A 19,032-nucleotide genomic window follows, 5' to 3' on the forward strand; every position below is an offset into this window, starting at 1 on the left:
AGAGCAATTTAATGTGAGGATACCCACCTAAAGCTGAAATGTCTTCTCTCTTTATCAAACTCAATAACAAGCCGCTATCTCTCAACAATCAGGTTAAACTAATGGCTAGATCTGGGTCACCTAGCGGCATGTTAGGATTTCTGTTGCTTGCAGTAAAGCGACACCTAACAGTTTGTTAGGTAAATATGTTAGGTTGTGTTTCTGTGAATGTAACCTTTGGCAATCTAGCCCAAACCATACTTAATTAAGATGGTGTCCTCTTCCGAAAATTTCGATCGCTTATTCCCTGAAGCAGCACAAACCTGGGACTTAGACAGGCTGTATGCAGATCTAGAGGCAGTCAGCATCAAGCCCCTCAAGCCTTTTGAAAAAGCCTGCTTGCGGGGGTTGCTGTGTCGTTATCGACCGGGACAGTTAGCATTTAAACTTGCCTGGACATCAGGCGCGATCAGAGTAGAGCTTAATAAAGGTCTGTATCGCTATATTGAGGATCTAACGGAACAGCCCCCCAATACTTTAAGGTGGGAAAAGATTAGTGAATGGCTGGAGGCAAAGGGCTATAGGGTCGTGCAGCAAGTCGATCGCTCCGTACCTGGCGCGGAACCAATTACCCAAGGTAGACCTCGCAATATGGCAGACTGGGGCGAAGCTCCTGAAGTACCCGTATTCTTTGGTCGGACGGCGGAACTAACCAACCTGGAAAACTGGATCTTGCGCGACAATTGCCGCGTCACCGCAATATGGGGGATGGGTGGGATTGGCAAAACCGCTTTGTCTGTAAAGTTAGTCGAAAAAATTCACAGGAAGTTTGAGTATTTAATCTGGCGATCGCTGCGAAATGCCCAGCCCATCCAGCCATTTTTATCAGATATTCTGCGGTTTATTAGCGACGGTAAAGAGGCAGATTTTACCCTATCCTATTTAATCGACACTTGCAAAAAACACCGTTGCCTGATCGTGCTGGATGACTACGAAACCATCATGCGCGACGGCGAGTTGGTGGGACCGTACCGTCCCGGCTATGAAGCCTATGCAGAACTGCTAGAAAGATTGGGCGGCGAGCGCCATCAAAGTTGCGCGATCGTCATCAGTCGCGAGCAACCAAAGGAAATTGCCGTACTTCAGGGCGAGGATTCCCCCGTGCGATCGCTTAAATTAGGTGGTATGGATCGGCAAGCCGCCCGCAGCCTTCTCACAGCAAGGGGATTTACAGGTTCCGAAGGTGGATTGGAGGATCTAATCCAACAATACCGAGGGAATCCATCCGCACTGCGCATTGTGGCAACTACGATCCGCGAGCTATTTAATGGCAATGTTTCCGACTTTCTCAAGCAAACGACCCTAGCTCTCGGGGATATCCTGCGCAATCTTTTATACCAACAGTTTGAGCGTCTCTCCGAACTGGAAAAAGATGTCCTCTATTGGTTAGCCTTAAAACGCCGTCCTGTCTCTCTATCCGAATTGCGCGAGGACATGCGATTGCACGACTCTGTCTCGGAACTGATCGATGCCCTGGAGTCGCTACGCTGGCGATCGCTAATCGAGCAAGCGATCGATAAGGGAACGGTGATGTTTGTCCTGGAACCAGTAGTCATGAAATACGTGAATAAAAAGTTTGTAGAGGAAGCATGTAAGGAAGTTGATGAGATCGTCAAAAGTTCGAGCCTGAGCAAATTAAATCTCCTCAGCCGCCACGCCCTGGTGGAAGATAAAGCATCTGACACGATTCGCGCCGTACAGATCCGTCTGGTCTTGAAACCTATCAAAGATAGATTGGGCGTAACGTTGAGACAAGTCGGCAAGTCTACAGATTTACTCAACGAGCAACTGGCTGCCTGTCATCAAAGTAAATCTGCAACCCTATCGGATATCGCAGATAGCCTCGACTACATGGAAGCAAACCTCACTCTATTAGGTTTGTGGGTATGAGCTATAGCTATAGCCAATAGGCTTAGGACGGGGTGAAGGGGTGGAACCCCTTCACCCCAAAAATAAAACCCGTTCTCAATTGAAAACCGCTATAGTCTGCGTAGGCAGACTTTGTTTGTGTAGGCGCGAATTTATTCGCCAGCACCCTGAAGTAACACCTGCTTAGAAGTTTGAATTTGTTCGGTGCTGAAGCCTGCCTCTTTTAAATAATCGAGAAAGTTGGCATCGCCATATCTGCTGTCGATGCTAACAGCACTGCGAAAAGATTGAATGGCAGCATTACGATCGCCGTTGTCCCAGTGCGCGATCGCCTCAGCCACGAGCGGATGGGGATTGCCTGGTTCTAGTTGGGCAGCGCGCTTGGCGTTGGCGATCGCTACGGTATGTAGCTTTTGGCGATGGTACGCCAGGCTGAGGTTGTAATAGGCAATTTCATTATCGGGCTTGAGCAAAGCTGCCCAAGTGTGACTGGTAATGGCTGGAGGCAGTTCGCCCTGCACCAGGTAGACGATGCCCAGTGCGTTAAATGCTTGGACGGAGAACGGATCTAGATATATCGCACTCCAGAGCGATCGCGCTGCTTCAGATTCTTGACCTGCTAGATGTTGCGTCCATCCCAGCAAGATCCTGGCTGAAACATCTTTAGGTGCTAGCTCTGCCGCCTTTTCAAATGCAGCGATCGCCTCGGGAAAGCGTTCCTGCTGGCGATATGCCAAGCCTTGTTGGCGATACTGGCTGGCGGAATTAGGGCTAGCAGCAAAAACTGGCCTAGCGATCGCTAGACCAGCTATCAGTATCAACGTACTGACTGAATTACGCCTAAATTTTGGATAAGAGGTCACGAATGCTTATGAAGAGTACTTATTAATTGCTTTAGCAACTAACTTGTCATTTCTAAAGGTAGCATTCATGCTAACATCACCGCTCTGCCAACTGATAACTACTGCCAAATTTTGATTGTTAACCAGGTTTTGCACGTCGTCGCCCTTCTGCCAACTCGCTAAAACCGTAGAATTGCTAAACGGACGAGATATACCCAATGGCTTGCCATCACCGCCCAAAATACTGGTGACTTGGGCATAGGACATGCCATGCGTCAAGCAGACATAGTTTTTCATCGATATACCAGGATTACCGCATCTGTATTTGGGGTTAGCAAATCTGGAGTCATAATGCTGAGCTGGAATCTGCGCTAAATTCAGCGTCGGCCCCGATAAGAAGTCAGTGGCAAGCCATAGTGCCGCAATCAAAAATAAGCCAAAGATGACATCTTCAATAATCGCCTTAACTAAGTTGCGTTTATGCCTGCGTTTTTGCCATTCCAGTTTTGCTTGAAACCATGTCTCCCAGGGAAACGTATCTACCCAGGCTAGCGCTTCGCTGCCTTTGAGTACGATCGCATCTTTTGCCCCAATTAAGAGGCGTTTGGGATCGCGAGCGGCTAACTTCCCAGTACTGCGTAAATTTTGCGCCAGTTCGGGACTGGTAAGCGCAGAACGCAAAGCGCGAAACAGTCCGCCACCCTTAGCAGCAGGAGCTAATTGGACGGTGCTAGGACTCGCGATCGCGCTGTCATCCGGTGTGGGTGGAATAAATGTAACTTCAAATTTGTGGTTGAGTGTAGGGACAGATTCGCCGATCGCAAAGAAATCTAGCTCGATTTGCCGCACTCCAACCAGTTGCAGGCGCTTCAGAAAACTTTCCAGGTTTCTGGTGAAATAGTTAGCGCGTTCCTGGTCTGGTGGTACGGCAATCAGGGTAAAAGCAAGTGACAGGTTTTGTTGTTCGAACTTAAATGCAGTTTGCTCGGCGGCGACTAAGTCAATGTAGTCTGAAGCAAAACTGGTCAGAACGTGTTGAAATTTCTGCCACGACTGTCGATCTTCGAGGTTTAACCTTACTGTTTTCATCTCTAACCTGCACGCCCAATATTGGCTACATTCCGGTGCGGGTTTATAATACCCGAGTTGCAAATTTTATTACACGTTATCTACATGAGCTTTGAAGCAGAGTTAAGTCTCACTCTCCGCGCTCGTTATCCTATAGTTTACATCCCTTCGCATGAAGAAGAACGAGCCGAAGCAGTAATTACCACGATCGCCAAATCTCTAAGTCGCGGTGTATACATTTGGGATTTTGTGGATGGGTATCAGGGCAATCCCACTGATGCGGGAGTGGGTAAGCGCAACCCCCTTCAGGCTTTAGAATTAGTTGAAAAAGTGGCTCAGGGTGCCGTATTCATCCTGCGCGACTTCGATCGCTTTCTAGATGATGTCGCGATCGCGCGCAAGCTCAGAAATTTGGCAAGACGACTGAAGAGCGAGCCACAAAACATTATTATATTGGCATCGCAGGTTAATATCCCCGATCGGCTTGGTGAAGTAATTACCATTCTGGAATTTCCGCTGCCAGAAACCGCAGAAATTCGGCAAGAAATTCAGCAAATGCTGGCTAGCGCGCAAGATAAGGCGCAGCTAGAATCTAGTGCCCTTGATGAATTAGTCACATCCAGTCAGGGGTTATCCTTAGATCGCCTGCGACGGGTATTGGCAAAAGCGATCGCTGAAAATGGGTATTTACGTGCCGATGATGTGGATTTAATTTTAGAGGAGAAGCGTCAAAGCATAAGACAAACCCAAATTTTAGATTTTTACCCTTCCGCCACGGAAATTAGCGACATTGGTGGTTTGGATAATCTGAAGGAGTGGCTGTTGCGGCGCGGCGGTAGTTTTTCGGAGCGAGCGCGACAATATGGACTGCCTCATCCCAGGGGCTTGCTGTTGGCAGGCATTCAGGGCACGGGTAAATCGCTAACTGCCAAAGCAATTTCGCACCACTGGCACCTGCCGCTGCTGAGGTTGGATGTAGGGCGGTTGTTTGCTGGACTCGTGGGTGAGAGCGAGTCGCGCACCCGTCAGATGATCCAGCTTGCCGAAGCTTTAGCTCCTTGCGTGTTGTGGATTGATGAAATTGACAAAGCCTTTTCTGGTGCCGATAGCCGGGGCGACTCCGGTACGACCAGTCGCGTGTTCGGCACGTTCCTAACCTGGATGGCAGAAAAAACTTCCCCCGTGTTTATCGTGGCAACGGCTAACAATATTCGCCAGCTACCGCCGGAACTGCTGCGGAAAGGGCGATTTGATGAGGTGTTTTTCGTCGGACTGCCCAATCAAATGGAGCGCCAGCAAATCTTTAACGTCCATCTGGGTAAGTTCCGTCCCCACAACCTGCGAGCCTACGACATCGATCGCCTCGCCTACGAAACGCCGGACTTTTCTGGTGCTGAGATCGAACAGGCAATTATCGAAGCCATGCACATAGGCTTCAGTCAGGATCGCGACTTTACCACCGATGATATTTTGGAAGCAGCCAGCCAGATCGTGCCGTTGGCTCAAACTGCCCAAGCTGAGATTCAGTTTTTGCAGGAATGGGCAACCTCAGGTAAAGCCCGCCTGGCCTCGCGTCAGGGGATACTCAACGCTCGCATGAAATCTATGGAGTAATGAGTGCTATGTTAAAGTAAAACCAACGTATCTCTGGGAGTTACTATGGAAAGCATTCAAACCCTCATTGAGCCTACTGCTCCCACATCTCCACCTGCGATCGACACCGATATCGACTTACCCGACCATACGCAACTGCCAGAATCCGATGGAACTTTTGTGAAAAATTTTCAGGAACACCCCCAGAGCATTATCTTAACCAGTTCCATCAAACCCGTTTTAGAGAAACTACATCCCGACGGGCGTTATTGTATTGGGCAAGATAGCGGTATTTATTGGCGCATCACCCAACCAGCCGAAAGAGGAGCGGAGGCTCCTGATTGGTTCTATGTCCCTAACGTGGAACCGCTTTTGAATGGGGAATATCGCCGCTCCTATGTGATGTGGAAAGAGATAGTTGCTCCTTTAATTGCGATCGAGTTCGTATCTGGCGATGGTTCGGAGGAGAGAAATACCACTCCACCGAGTGAAACCCAAAAAGCAGGAAAGTTTTGGGTCTACGAACAAGCAGTGCGCATTCCTTTCTATGCGATTTACGAAGTGAGTAAGGCTGCGGTTGAGGTATATCGCCTCGCGGGTGGACGCTATCAGCAGATGCCACCCAACGATCGCGGACATTATCCTATTACTCCTTTGGGAGTGGAGTTAGGTATCCTCCCAGGGCCAGAAAACCCTCCGATTCCGTGGCTGCGGTGGTGGGACGCAGATGGCAATTTGCTTCTGACGGGTGATGAACGAGCCGAGCAGGCCGAGGCGATCGCTGTGCAAGAGCATCAGGAAAAGGAAAGACTAGCAGCATATCTGAGATCTATAGGTGTTAATCCTGATGAAATTTAGAGTTAGCTTGCGTGGCGGAGCCAATCGCTCCCCAGACAATAATTATCGTCGGGGATATGCGGGCGCTGCCCACCTCAGGCTAATGGAACTTCTTTCTTAGCTGGGAGTAGCGCTTCGCGGCTGTCGTAAATATCAAACAGTCGATCCATAGATGTGATTTCAAATAAAACCTTAACTTGTGGACTGAGCGCGCACAATGCAACTTCAATGCCGTGGGGCTTTAACTTTTTGAGCAAGCAAACCAGAACTCTTAGCCCCTGGCTGTCCATGAATCCTACACCATGCATGTTGAGCAATAAAGTCCCTACTTTATCTCTAATAGCTTCTGTGGCTACGCGATTGATAAGACTGTCGCAACTTAGATCGAATATGCCGGAAAGCCTTAGCTCGGCGATCGCAGCGCGTTTTAGCTGGCGTGATGGAGTCGATTGCCCTATCCTAATTGTCTTCATAAAATTTGGTTAGCTCGGCTGGGTAACAGCGTTTAATCGCAGTTGTAATGTTTTGGGCACCTTCAGCGACTAAATCCTCAACATAAGCGGGACACAGATTGGATGCTTCGATAAAATTGAGAAAAGGGCCAAAGTAATAAACGCATTGAGGGCTGGATGTCGTAACTTCTACCCACCAATCGCCCACGCCAAAATCAGGTAAGTTGATGAATAGTTTTTTGATGCCAGTTGCGATCGCGTTCATAAAATAGATTCTCCTGAACACTCTAAATATAAATACACTGAGAATTTCAGCCTCTCTTTAAAAGGAACCTGGAAGCTCGCGGGATAAAGTCTCTGGTTTCTTCTTTAGGAGGTATTTCTGACCAATTAGACATTCCCGACCAACAGTGACGACAAAACCAATGCATTTGACGATCTCGAAACTGTTGGAGCATTGGATAGGAACAGCAAGGGCACTGGCTCATGATGACATCGTTATCAGAACAAAGGATCTAGAAAAGGAAGTCTCAGAAGTTCTGCTGCACTTTTGGGGATTGCGGACAAAAGTTCCTCCTTCTAATTGGTTATTATCTCGATCGAGTTGTAAAGAAACTGTGAAATAGAAGTAAATAGCCAGGATTTAATGATAGGAGTGTAAATTTATCCTCAGGCATCGTTACGATACTTTTAGAGGAAGCCTTTTGGGTGCGATCGCTTCTGAGAGTAACTGTACCATTGCTCGATTGTAGTTGCGTTTAAGTTGCAAGCAGTTGGCTTGACGAAACCCCCAATGAAAATTCTGGTTGTAGAAGACGATTTCGCTGTTGCCCAAAGTTTACGATTTCTATTTTCAACCTATAGCTACGCGGTGGATATTGCTGCCGATGGCGAGGCTGGATTGCAAATGGCGGAAGCCTTTGCCTACGACCTGATCTTGCTGGATGTCATCCTGCCCAAGTTGGATGGGGTGAGCCTATGCAAACAATTGCGGGCTAAGGGGTTTCAGAGTCCGATCCTGTTACTGACAGGACAGGGAGAGGGGTGGCAAAAAGCCAGCGCCCTCAATGCGGGAGCCGATGATTACGTCACCAAACCCTTTGATTCTGAGGAATTGGTTGCCCGAGTGCAAGCGTTGTTGCGTCGCGGCGATCGCACCAGCCAACCCATCTTAACTTTTGGCGATCTGTCCATCGATCCGAGTCTTCGTCAGGTAGCCTACGGTACGCGGTTGCTGACCCTCACCCCCAAGGAGTATGCCATTCTGGAATTGTTTTTGCGCAATCCCCAGAAAGCATTCAACCCCAATGTCATTCTGGAACACGTTTGGACTTCGCTGGAAACCCCTGGAGAAGAGGCAGTTCGCGTGCACATTAAAGAGCTACGCAAAAAATTGCTCTCCCTGGGCGCGCCTGAAGATTTCATCAAAACCAAATATCGGCAGGGTTACATATTGAATCCGCTCTATTCGTCCCCGTCAGTTGCACAGACTGCCGATCGCCTGACCCCACCCCAGCTTGCCGAATTGAATGCGGTTAATGAAGAATTGCGTGCCACCTTAAAAGAACTGCGATCGACTCAGGAGGTGCTGCGTCAGAGAAATCGGGATTTGGAGATTGCCTACGAAACGATCGCTCAAGAAAGGCAGCAGTTGCAAGCTTCTTGCGGCGGACTGGAACAGCCAGCCAGCAACCTGGATCGGTCGAATGCCCTCCTCAACTCTATTTTGACCGACCTGTGCTTAGGAATAGTCGCGATCGATTCTCAGGGTTGCATTATCAGTTGGAACCAGGAAGCGCAAAACCTCTGGGGACTGTCGGTTGAGGAGGTGCGGGGAAAGTCCTTATTTAATCTGGATATTGGCTTGCCGATGGCGCAGTTGCGAGAGCCAATCCTGGCCTGCCTGAACGGGCAAACCGATCGCTATGTCCTGAAGCTCGATGCGATCGACCGCCGAGGGCGATCGATGCAATGTCAGGTTAGGATCTATATATCGCTCGGAGTCGCTCGGGAGCGACAAGGGGCAATCGTGTTGATGGAAGAGGTTGCGGCATGAGCGCATCAGAGGAACGACAGCATTACCAAAACTGGTTTGAGCTTGCCCCCGATGCCTGCTTGATAACGGATGTCAAAGGCACGATTGAGGTGGCAAACGGGGCTGCTGCTGCCCTGCTGAACGTGCGGCGCAATTCGTTGGTAGGCAAATCCCTGCTTTCCTTTGTGGCCGAATCCGATCGCCCCGCGCTCTCTGCCCAGCTAGATAACCTTACCCACTCGAACCAACCAGCGTCAAAACGTTCTCCCCAGCGATCGCGGAGCCAGATTTTATTGCAGGATTGGGAATTGTCTTTGCAACCGCAGAAGCAGGCTGCCTTCCCAGTCTCTTTGTCACTGACGGGAGAGCGCGTTGGCGCAGCCTCTCGGAACGAGACTCGCCAGGGACAGGTCGCGTGCTTGTACTGGTTATTTCGCGATTTGAGCGATCGCAAACAAGCCGAACTCGCTCTCAGGGAAACGCAACAACAGCTTCAAGCAATTCTCGATAACTCACCTGCGGTTATCTACGCGATCGATCGGCAAAACCAACATCTGTTCGTGAATCGCAGTTATGCCGAAATTATGTCTGTGACACCAGAAGCCCCGATCGGCAAGAGTATCTATGAATTCTGGCCGGCGGAAACTGCTAATAATTTTGCTGCCAATAACCAACAAGTCATTCAAGACAATCGACCCGTCAAAGTAGAAGAAGTCGTGCCTCAGCCAGATGGACTGCACACCTATATTACCCTCAAGTTCCCCCTGCGCGATGTCGATGGCAACCCATACGCCGTCTGCGGTATTTCTACAGACATTACCGATCGCAAACAGACAGAACAGAAAATCCGCGAACAAGCCGCCCTGTTAGACATCACCTCTGATGCGATTTTTGTGCGCGACTTAGACAACCGAATTATTTACTGGAACCGGGGGGCAGAGCGGTTGTATGGGTGGTCGGCTGAGGAGGCGATCGGGCAATTTGCCGATCTATTGCTCCAAGACCCGACCTCTACTATCGCAGTGATATTACAACGGCTGACAGAAACAGGAGAATGGCAGGGTGAAATCCACAACATAACCAAATCTGGGGAAGCGGTTACTGTCGCAGTGCGTTGGACATTAATGCGGGATGTCGCAGGTCAACCGCAGGCGATTTTGACCGTTGATACCGACATCACCGAAAAGAAAAGTCTGGAAGCTCAGTTCCATCAGGCTCAGCGCATGGAAAGTTTGGGTACATTGGCAAGCGGCATCGCCCACGATCTCAACAACGTCCTCACACCCATCGTGTCGATCTCTCAACTATTGCGATTGCGCCAACCCACGCTAGATCGACAATCGCAAGAGATGCTAAAGGTTTTAGAAGAAAGTGCCAAACGCGGTGCAAGCATCATCAAACAAATTCTGACCTTTACCAGAGGCACCGGAGGAGAGCGACAACCCGTCCAGATTGCACCCATATTGCAGGAAGTAATCGACGTTACCCAACAAACGTTTCCCAAATCGATTTCCATTCATGCATCCACACTCGACCCAGAACTTCAGCTAATTTCTGTCGATCCCACCTATTTGCATCAGGTTTTGATGAACCTCTGCGTCAACGCCCGCGATGCTATGCCCAATGGCGGTGCGATCGCGCTGTCTGCCGAAAATTTCCACGTTGACGCACTCTTTGCCCAAATGCACCTGGAGGCTCGCGTCGGTAACTACGTGTTAATTACTGTTGCCGATACGGGCAGCGGCATTCCCCCAGAGGTGCGCGATCGCATCTTCGAGCCGTTTTTTACTACCAAAGCGCTCGGGCAAGGCACTGGCTTAGGACTTGCCAGTGTCCTGGGCATTGTCAAAGCCTATGGTGGATTTATCGAGGTGCAGAGCCAGCCAGGAACGGGCAGCCAGTTTAAGATATATCTACCTGCCCTAGTGGAAATGGAAGCAATCCCCTATGAGGCTCTAACCGAGTTGCCCCGAGGGCGCGGAGAATCGATTTTGATCGTCGATGATGAGAATGCCATTCTTCAATCCGCTCAAGTCATTTTAGAAGCTTACAATTATCGGGTTATTACTGCTAGTCGGGGCGCTGATGCGATTGAAATTTATCGCGATCGCCAGGATGAGATTCACGCCGTGTTGATGGACATGATGATGCCCGAAATGGATGGTATCAATGCGATCCAGGCACTGCAAGCGATAAATCCCCATGTCAAGATCGTCGCTACGAGCGGACTGGCGGGAAACTATCGGCCAACTTTGCAAACCCTTGGTATCGCGATCGTATTGACCAAACCATTCAACACGATAGAACTCTTACACAGTATCTCCCAACATTGACGCTCCCTATTAATTACCCCTAATATTGCCTGACGATTGGAAGTCGCGACTACACAAACAAAATTGCCTGGCGATTGGAAATCGCGGCTATACGAGCAAAGTCCGCTTGCGCGGGCTGTCAAGGAAAAAGGGGTTATACCAATTCTCTAAAGTAAAATTACAGATTACTGGAGGGGCGAACGGCCGTTCGCCCGTACGTAGATTGATATGTAGTTCAATTTTGAAGAATTGGTATTAGCAACCCAGGACTTTGTATCGCTACTCCCAATAAAAAACGTGCAGGTCGTGGAGATCTGCACGTCAAAACTCAGAGAAACTACGAACTCTAGAAAGTGAACACTGTGCGCAATGTCCCAACTGTAACCGTGCCGTTCGCGCTGTTGTTATTGGGATTAAAGATGAACTGGATATCAGGCGTAATTGTAATATTGTTGCTAATTGGGAAGTTGTAGAACAATTCCAAATTAGTTTGAGAACTATTACCCACCTGGCTGGAGATGAACGGCTGACCCACAGCGATCGCAGCTAGAGCGCCTGGCTTGAACAGATCTGGGAACGCAAATCCAAACATCCAGGTTTGCGGACTGATACTGGTGGAAGTAGCATTGGCGTTGACAAAGTTGTTGAGTGCAGGATTGGCATTAACTGGTACGCCATTGCGACTGTTGATACTGCCAAATCCATAGCGTCCAAACAGAGCTGCACCCTTCGCAAATGCCCACTCCACATTTACACCACCCGTGTTGAAGTCGAGATTGCTGATAGAAGCATTGGTGTATTGCAGGCGAATTGCAAATGGGCCTTTCTTATCGCCATCCTTGGGTGCAAATTCCAATTCAACTGTGCCCTGGTATGGGTCGCCGAACAAGCCGCGATTGGTGACGATGCCACCCGTGGTGACGACGGAGTTAATCGCCGATCTATTCAACCCAGCCGCAGCATCGGAGGCATTTGCCGCTATATATACGGCTCGAATGCTGAATGGCCCATTCCCCGGATTCCAGTCAAAAGCTGCGCCTGCGCCGCCTGTTTGTGGATTGACCAGGACTGTCAGGGGATTATTAATAAAGAAGGTGGACGAGAAATCCACTGCTTCGTTGTTGGCAAAGCTATTTAGATCGACGTGGTCGTAGACGTGCATAACGGGTCCCACGGAAACCTTGAGATCCTGCCCCAATTTAAAGTCGTAGCGCAGTTTTGCCAGGGTAAAGTTGCTACTTGCGCCAGCATAGTCGAGACCGAAGGTATCAAAACCCAGGTTGCCCACATCACCTGCTGGTACGTTACCGAGGATGGAACCTGCGGTACCGCCACCATTGCCTGCCTCTAAGCGCGTAATCAGGAGATCGCTACCAGTGAAGCTGGTATTAAAGTCAAGGCGAATTCTGGAGTTGAAGGTGGTGTTAACATTCCCGGAAGGAATGCTGAAGGCACCATTGCCAGCCGCACCGGGTAGCGCGCCGACATTGGAACTGAAAAAGCGCCCGCCACCGCCGTTGCCACCTGTGATGGCGAAGATCGCTTGCGCGGATAGTTTAGTTGTGGTGGAAAACTGTTGGGCTTCTAGCGTGGCGGTCTTGGACTCTAGGGCATCGACCCGTCCCTTGACTACAGCTAGTTCTGCGGCAAATTCTTCCTGTAACTTTTGGAGGGCAGCTAGATCCTCTTTGCTAGCCTTATCTGCCAAACCAGCCGTGAGAATTTCGTTAATTTTATCCAGGCAAGCATTTAAGCCTGCGGCGAACTCAAAGCGCGTTAGGGAACGCTGGCCGCGAAAGGTGCGATCGGGGTAGCCAGCAATACAGCCGTAACGTTCTACCAAGGATTGCAGCGCTGTAAATGCCCAGTCGGTAGGTTTGACATCGCTCAACTGAGACACAGAGGTCACGTTTTGGGCAACTTGACTGGAATTTTCATCCATCTTCTGCGTCAACTGCTCGACAGTTGTAGTTGCAGGCGATGTTTCATTTGCATTTGTATTTGTAGTCTCAGCTAAAGCTGGGCAACTGGCAGATAATCCAGCGATCGCCATCACGCCCAGGCAACTAGCCAGACTAAACTGATAATTCTTCATTTCTCTCCCCTCACAAGAGTTGTCGGTGTATATCACTATGGGGATTATCTTAGCACTGAATAAATACTCATATAGCTTTTATAGCTATAGCCAATAGGCTTAGGACGGGGTGCAGGGGTTCCACCCCTGCGTGGGGGCGCAGCCCCCACACCCCCTGTCCTAACAGATCTGTCTACGGCTATAGCGGTTGGCTTTCGGCAGTCAGCTTTTTAGGGACAACAATAAATAAGGCATTCTCAGTATTGAGAATGCCTGAAATTTTAACTACTTTTAACCCGAAACCTGCTTAGCTGGTTGACTGGCAGATACCTGTAAGGTCAGGTTTAGTAGAGCCGTTATTGGCTCGCAGTCAAGCTTTTGGCAAAACCTGACCCTACGATAAAATGCGGATCCCAGCACTAACTAGCTTAGAAGCTGAATACAGTCCGAATTGTTCCAACTGTAACCGTGCTGTTGGCACTGCTGTTGTTGGGGTTAAAGATGAACTGGAGGTCGGGAGTGATTCTGATGTTGTCAGAGATGGGGAAGTTGTAGAACAACTCCAGGTTAGTTTGAGTGCTGTTACCCACCTGGTTAGTAATGAATGGCTGACCCACAGCGATCGCGGCGAGAGAGCCTGGCTTAAATAAGTCTGGGAAGGCAAACCCAAACATCCAGGTTTGAGGGTTAATGTTGTTGCCTGTGCCGGGGTTGACAAAGTTGCTGTAGGATGATGCGGTAGCGCTAAGCGGCACGCCACGACCATCTATACTGCCGAAGCCATAGCGACCAAACAAAGCTGCACCCTTCGCAAACGCCCACTCAACGTTGACCCCGCCAGAGTTAATATCCACATTGCTGATTGCACCTCTGGTATATTGCAGACGCAAAGCAAATGGGCCTTTCTTATCGCCATCCTTAGGCGCGAACTCAAGTTCGATCGTCCCTTGGTAGGGGTCGCCGAATAAACCACGGTTGGTAATAGCGCCAGTACCGTTATTGCCTGAAGAAGCGATCGAGCCATTGGCAGCAGCATACACGGCTCGGAGGCTAAATGCTCCACCACCAGGGTTCCAATCGAGAGCAGCACCGGGTACGCCATTGAATGGGTTAATCAGCACTATCAATGGATTGTTGATGAAGAAGGTAGACGAGAAGTCAACGGCTTCGTTGTTGGCAAAGCTATTTACATCAACGTAATCCCAAACGTTGATTGCAGGACCAATAGCGACCTTGAGATCTTTGAATGGTTTAAATTCATAAACCAGTTTTTGCAAGCCAAAGTTAGATCCAACCCCAGCATAGTCCAGGGCAAATGTGTCAAAGCCAATGTTGCCAAGGTCGCCAGCCGGAGCAATGCCAATGATATTACCGGCAGTCGAACCACCGTTACCAGCTTGCAGTCGGGTAATTAAGATGTCATCTCCGGTAAAACTGGTATTGAAGTCAAGGCGAACTCTGGAATTGAAAGTCGTGTTGGTATTGTTGTTATTGCCACCACTAGAGCCAGTAACAGCAAAAATGGCCTGACCGCTGAGTTTAGTTGTGGTGGAGAACTGCTGTGCTTCTAGAGTTGCAGTCTTAGATTCTAAGGTGTCTACGCGACCTTTCAGGGCAGCTAGTTCGGCTGCAAACTCTTCTTGCAGTTTTTGGACGGCGGCGAAGTCTTCTTTACTGACTTTATCTGCCAGACCAGCCGTGATGATTTCGTTGATTTTGTCCAAGCAAGCATTGAGACCTGCAGCAAACTCAAAGCGCGTCATGGCGCGTTGACCGCGATAGGTGCGATCGGGATAACCAGCAATACATCCGTAGCGCTCGACCAGGGACTGCAAAGCCGTAAATGCCCAGTCGGTGGACTTAACGTCGCTTAGTTGCGAAACAGAAGTAACATTTTGAGATAGAACCTCATTGTTATTCAGTACTTCCGTAACCTGGCTAACCTGGTTTGGTTGAGTAACTTCTGCTGTAGTTTCGGCTAATACCGGACTGCCTGCCACTAGACCGGCCATAGTCAGGACACTGATACCGCCTGCTAACCTAAGGTAATTTTTCATGATTTCTACTCCTCACGAGAGCAATTAGCTATTGAACGTTGTATTTGGACTAGTAGTGGAACTAGTGAATACCCTCACAATCTCGTTTCTTCTATTTTGAGATAGGCGTAGCACAGGAGGGCACAATTTGTCTGACTTCTAGAGTCTAGATATTAGTAAGCCAAATGTAGCAGATTACTTTGCTATAGATGGTTTCATAACTCATTCTTCTAGCTTAAGCCAGATTAGCATAGATATAGGCGTTTCATGCTAGCATCTCAAGCATTCAAGTTAAGTAAATGTTAAGAATGGTTAACTCCGACAAAGCTCGATTCTGCGAGTTCTTAGAGGTGGGTAATTGTATTTAAGGTTATTTAAGGTTATTTAAGGTTATTTAAATTTATTGCCGTGTGATGAATTCTTGACAAGCAGTTGGTCGTGTTGAATTGCTAAGGTTTTCATAACTCCAGCTAGAATAGCGCATTAATGCGCTCGTACATTGCTATAGCACTCCTATTTGAGTTGTAAAATTTCTGCGCTGACCGCTGGCTGCTAACTTGCACGAATCATTTTGGATTGCTATATAACCTTGTAACGATCTAGGAAAATCTGAATTCGGTATGGCAATAGTATTAGCTGGCGACGTGGGTGGCACCAAAACCTTACTGCGTTTGGCAGACACCACAACTTCCAAATATGGGCACCTGCCCTTACTCCTATTTGAAGCGAGTTATGCCAGCAACACCTACGAGCATTTAACGGTAATCGTGCAGAAGTTCCTGACCACGTCGGAGGCTAGCTTGGGATATTTGCCGCAGCCGAAAACTGCCTGTTTTGGCATTGCTGGGCCAGTGGTCGATCGTACTTCAGAACTGACAAATTTGGGCTGGTCGTTGCAAGGCGATCGCCTTGCGGCAGCTTTGGGCATTGGGCGGGTAGAGTTAATCAATGACTTTGCGGCTGTAGGCTACGGCATTGAAGGGCTTGCTCCCCAGGATTTGCATACGCTCCAGGTTGGGGAATCACAACCACATGCCCCCATAGGGTTGATTGGAGCTGGTACGGGACTGGGAGAGGGTTTCATGATCTGGGATGGGAGCGGCTACAAGGTTTATAGTTCGGAAGGCGGACATACTGATTTTGCTCCGCGCGATCGCTTGGAAATAGATCTACTGCAATATCTCTTGCAAAGACACGAGCGCGTATCCGTCGAGCGAGTAGTGTCCGGACAGGGAATAGTCTCAATTTATCAGTTTCTTCGAGATAGCCAATTTGCCACTGATGAGGTTGGACTCGATGCGATCGTAAGAGATTGGGAACAGGGTAAGCAAGCTCTCTCTCCAGCCGCTGCTATTTCTCAAGCCGGAATTGAAAAGCGCGATCGCTTAGCGGTACAAACTATGCAGATGTTTGTACGGGCTTATGGTGCGGAGGCAGGCAATTTGGCACTCAAGTTGCTCCCCTATGGTGGGTTATATATTGCTGGTGGTGTGGCGGCTAAGATCTTGCCACTGATGGAACAGGGCGAATTTATGATGGCATTTCAGCAGAAGGGGAGAATGCAACCGATTTTGAAGGATGTTCCCGTCCACATCATTTTGAATCCAGAGGTAGGATTGATTGGCTCGATGCTTTATGCGACAAGAGCTTGCTTGGAGGATTAAGGGCAGCCTCCCATAGGCGATCGACGCTTAGTTATGGGAGTCTGCCCTAATATCCAATGGATGATAGATATTATCCCAAATCCTGTTGAGTTACTCCCTTTCACTTGAAGTCCGCGCAGGCGGACTTTGTTCGTGTAGCCGCGACTTCCCATCGTCAGGCAATATTAGGGATAACTAACGCGGATTGGTATTACCCCCTAGGCAGCTATTTCTGCCATGGGGCGTTTGACGACAACGCGGTCGATCAACCCATAGCTTTCCGCTTCTGCAGCAGACATAAAAAAGTCGCGCTCCGTATCTTGCATAATGCGATCGATCGGTTGACCTGTGTGGAATGCGAGCAGTTCGTTAATGCGATTTTTATGGTAGAGAATTTCCTTTGCCTGAATCTCAATATCAGTTGCTTGACCTTGAGCGCCACCTAGAGGTTGGTGGATCATAATTCTGGCATGGGGTAGGGATAATCTCTTTCCGCTAGTTCCACCTGCTAGCAAAAATGCCCCCATACTGGCAGCTAATCCCACACAGATGGTAGAAACATCGGGGCCAATGTGCTGCATGGTATCGTAGATTGCCATGCCTGCGGTCACGGAGCCGCCAGGAGAGTTGATGTAGACAAAAATGTCCTTTTCAGGATCTTCTGCTTCGAGGAACAGTAATTGGGCGACTACCAAGTTTGAAATAGTGTCATCGATGGGCTGGCCCAAAAAAATGATCCGCTCTCTTAGCAGGCGAGAGAAAATATCGAAGGCACGCTCTCCACGGCCAGACTGTTCAATGACGGTTGGGATCATAATGACGTTTAATAATTTCAAGTAGTTATATTTTAGCTCTTTAGCATATAGCGTTATGACGCATGGCAGAATTAGATTGAGGAAGTTTGCTCAGTATGCCGCGTTTTCAAAGTTGGTTGTTTAATTCTGTCGATCGCTCATTGCCCGTAGAACTGGGTCGTCGGGCCAGATGGGCTTGTCAGCGGTTTATCGATCGCTTCAAGCGAGATCGGCCACTACTGCGACCATCCGAAGTTTGGGCACAGGTTACCAAGCAGGTAGCAAAGGTCGTGCTCTATCCCGTATACCTGATTGCAACCGCTGCCAAACGCAGCGATCTTCAATTGCGTCCGGATAGTACAAAACCGCCGCTGCTGCTTCGACCATTTCAGCAATTGGTGGTATGGGCAGAATCCACCGATCTATATACGGCTAGATCGGCATCCGATCGAACCGACCCGGAAATCGATCGAGAAATCGGTATAGAAGGCGATCGGCCTCAGTTAGGGGCTAATCCAGAAAGTAGCAATCCCAAACTGCCTCCATCTCAAGCCGAGCAGGCAAAGATAGCGCCCCGCACCAATATTTTTCCGCAAATCTGGCAGCCGCCAGCCAATCTTGGGCACCCGAAAGCCTTTAAATTAGTGTCGATCGCCTACGAACAACAGTTGGAGCGCATCCGTCGCTTAATTAAAGCCGCAATCGACTATTTCTTTGGTAAAAAAACGACTAAGCCACAGCTTGAAACTGCGGAAGTGCCATCGCAGCCCTGGTTGACCATGGCCGATCTGTTTGATGATGGCGAGCCTTGGCCTCAAATCGAACAGCGACATGCGGAGCGATCGCACGAGCAGTTACCCGCACATGTGAAGCAATCCCAACAAGCTTTTACTGGCAAGCGCGAGCGATCGCTCTCCCAACGCAGCTCTGCTACGACAACCCCAGCAATAGCAGCAGAAAGCCGATCGAGTAGCATAACCAGACGTGCGACTGGTAGTATAACCAGCAGTGAGGCAAGCGATACGGCTATTACACCTAGTAGCGATTCTCCTGGAGAGATAGTGCCTGACTTGAGTGGTTGGTTAGAAGAAGTTCCAGACTTAGAACCCGAAGAACCCTATCGTACCTTACAAGCCTGGATTGAAACTCAAGCTACATTTCTTGGCTATGTTTACAGTCCGATTATGGAGTTTATCCATCGCCTGGATCGCTTAATCGCTAGGTTCGAGCAATGGCTGGTTAGTTTATGGCGAAAATTATGTCAAATGTTGCGCCGTAGTTCTTAGCTGATAGCTATAGCGATGCTAAATCATTTATGAACGGGGTGGGGTAGAACACGGCAGTGGCTTTAGGGGGAAACCCCCAAGACCGCCCTGCCTCCCCTGCGTGGGGCGCAGCCCCACATCCCCTTTTTCACAAATCATTTGTGATTGCTATA

Annotated in this window: 14 protein-coding genes; 7 read left to right on the forward strand and 7 right to left on the reverse strand. The window is 49.1% G+C overall.

Features of this window, described 5'->3' with window-relative positions; translation table 11 throughout:
• Positions 1-249: 249 nt before the first annotated feature.
• Positions 250-1,929: an NB-ARC domain-containing protein gene (locus tag PSE6802_RS0122705; protein ID WP_019502329.1), complete on the forward strand. Its 1,680-nt coding sequence runs from the start codon at positions 250-252 to the stop codon at positions 1,927-1,929.
• 131 nt (positions 1,930-2,060) lie between these two features.
• Here the strand turns inward: PSE6802_RS0122705 and PSE6802_RS0122710 are convergent, their stop codons facing one another.
• Together PSE6802_RS0122710 and PSE6802_RS0122715 are read right to left on the reverse strand one after the other, a co-directional pair.
• Entirely contained in the window at positions 2,061-2,771 is a 711-nt protein-coding gene (locus PSE6802_RS0122710; RefSeq protein WP_019502330.1) for a tetratricopeptide repeat protein, read from the reverse strand.
• A 6-nt stretch (positions 2,772-2,777) separates the two neighbouring features.
• Positions 2,778-3,839 carry a hypothetical protein gene (locus tag PSE6802_RS0122715; protein ID WP_019502331.1) on the reverse strand — a complete coding sequence of 354 codons (1,062 nt, stop codon included), beginning with the start codon at positions 3,837-3,839 and terminating at the stop codon, positions 2,778-2,780.
• 84 nt (positions 3,840-3,923) lie between these two features.
• Between PSE6802_RS0122715 and PSE6802_RS0122720 the strand changes: the two genes are divergently transcribed.
• The gene (locus PSE6802_RS0122720) at positions 3,924-5,432 is read left to right on the forward strand and encodes an AAA family ATPase (RefSeq protein WP_019502332.1); all 1,509 of its coding nucleotides are present in this window, start codon (positions 3,924-3,926) and stop codon (positions 5,430-5,432) included.
• Between the two features lie 45 nt (positions 5,433-5,477).
• A complete protein-coding gene (locus PSE6802_RS0122725) occupies positions 5,478-6,269 on the forward strand; it encodes a Uma2 family endonuclease (RefSeq protein WP_019502333.1) in 792 nt (263 codons plus the stop codon).
• Between the two features lie 74 nt (positions 6,270-6,343).
• Here PSE6802_RS0122725 and PSE6802_RS31430 read toward each other — a convergent pair whose 3' ends face one another.
• Positions 6,344-6,721, reverse strand: coding sequence for an STAS domain-containing protein (locus PSE6802_RS31430; protein WP_019502334.1), 378 nt, complete (start codon positions 6,719-6,721; stop codon positions 6,344-6,346).
• Positions 6,708-6,965, reverse strand: a complete 258-nt coding sequence (locus tag PSE6802_RS30035; RefSeq protein WP_019502335.1) for a DUF1816 domain-containing protein — start codon at positions 6,963-6,965, stop codon at positions 6,708-6,710. The genes PSE6802_RS31430 and PSE6802_RS30035 overlap by 14 nt, the downstream gene beginning before the upstream one ends.
• A 528-nt stretch (positions 6,966-7,493) precedes the next feature.
• Between PSE6802_RS30035 and PSE6802_RS32230 the strand changes: the two genes are divergently transcribed.
• Positions 7,494-8,756: an ATP-binding response regulator gene (locus PSE6802_RS32230; RefSeq protein WP_019502336.1), complete on the forward strand. Its 1,263-nt coding sequence runs from the start codon at positions 7,494-7,496 to the stop codon at positions 8,754-8,756.
• A complete protein-coding gene (locus tag PSE6802_RS30045) occupies positions 8,753-11,068 on the forward strand; it encodes a hybrid sensor histidine kinase/response regulator (RefSeq protein WP_019502337.1) in 2,316 nt (771 codons plus the stop codon). Before PSE6802_RS32230 ends, PSE6802_RS30045 begins: the two co-directional genes overlap by 4 nt.
• Positions 11,069-11,393: 325 nt before the next feature.
• On the opposite strand, the gene PSE6802_RS0122750 is transcribed toward PSE6802_RS30045, so the two are convergent.
• Together PSE6802_RS0122750 and PSE6802_RS0122755 are read right to left on the reverse strand one after the other, a co-directional pair.
• Positions 11,394-13,142 carry an iron uptake porin gene (locus PSE6802_RS0122750; protein WP_019502338.1) on the reverse strand — a complete coding sequence of 583 codons (1,749 nt, stop codon included), beginning with the start codon at positions 13,140-13,142 and terminating at the stop codon, positions 11,394-11,396.
• A gap of 407 nt (positions 13,143-13,549) precedes the next feature.
• Positions 13,550-15,178, reverse strand: coding sequence for an iron uptake porin (locus tag PSE6802_RS0122755; protein ID WP_019502339.1), 1,629 nt, complete (start codon positions 15,176-15,178; stop codon positions 13,550-13,552).
• Between the two features lie 599 nt (positions 15,179-15,777).
• On the opposite strand from PSE6802_RS0122755, the gene PSE6802_RS0122760 reads away from it, so the two are divergent.
• Positions 15,778-16,821, forward strand: a complete 1,044-nt coding sequence (locus PSE6802_RS0122760) for a glucokinase (protein WP_019502340.1) — start codon at positions 15,778-15,780, stop codon at positions 16,819-16,821.
• Positions 16,822-17,018: 197 nt separating this feature from the next.
• Here PSE6802_RS0122760 and clpP read toward each other — a convergent pair whose 3' ends face one another.
• Positions 17,019-17,615, reverse strand: coding sequence for an ATP-dependent Clp endopeptidase proteolytic subunit ClpP (clpP, locus tag PSE6802_RS0122765; RefSeq protein WP_019502341.1), 597 nt, complete (start codon positions 17,613-17,615; stop codon positions 17,019-17,021).
• Positions 17,616-17,710: 95 nt separating this feature from the next.
• Here clpP and PSE6802_RS0122770 point away from each other — a divergent pair, with 95 nt between their 5' ends.
• Positions 17,711-18,880: a hypothetical protein gene (locus PSE6802_RS0122770; protein WP_019502342.1), complete on the forward strand. Its 1,170-nt coding sequence runs from the start codon at positions 17,711-17,713 to the stop codon at positions 18,878-18,880.
• The last annotated feature ends 152 nt before the right edge of the window (positions 18,881-19,032 follow it).

Source organism: Pseudanabaena sp. PCC 6802 (assembly GCF_000332175.1).
Classification (GTDB): Bacteria; Cyanobacteriota; Cyanobacteriia; order Pseudanabaenales; family Pseudanabaenaceae; genus PCC-6802.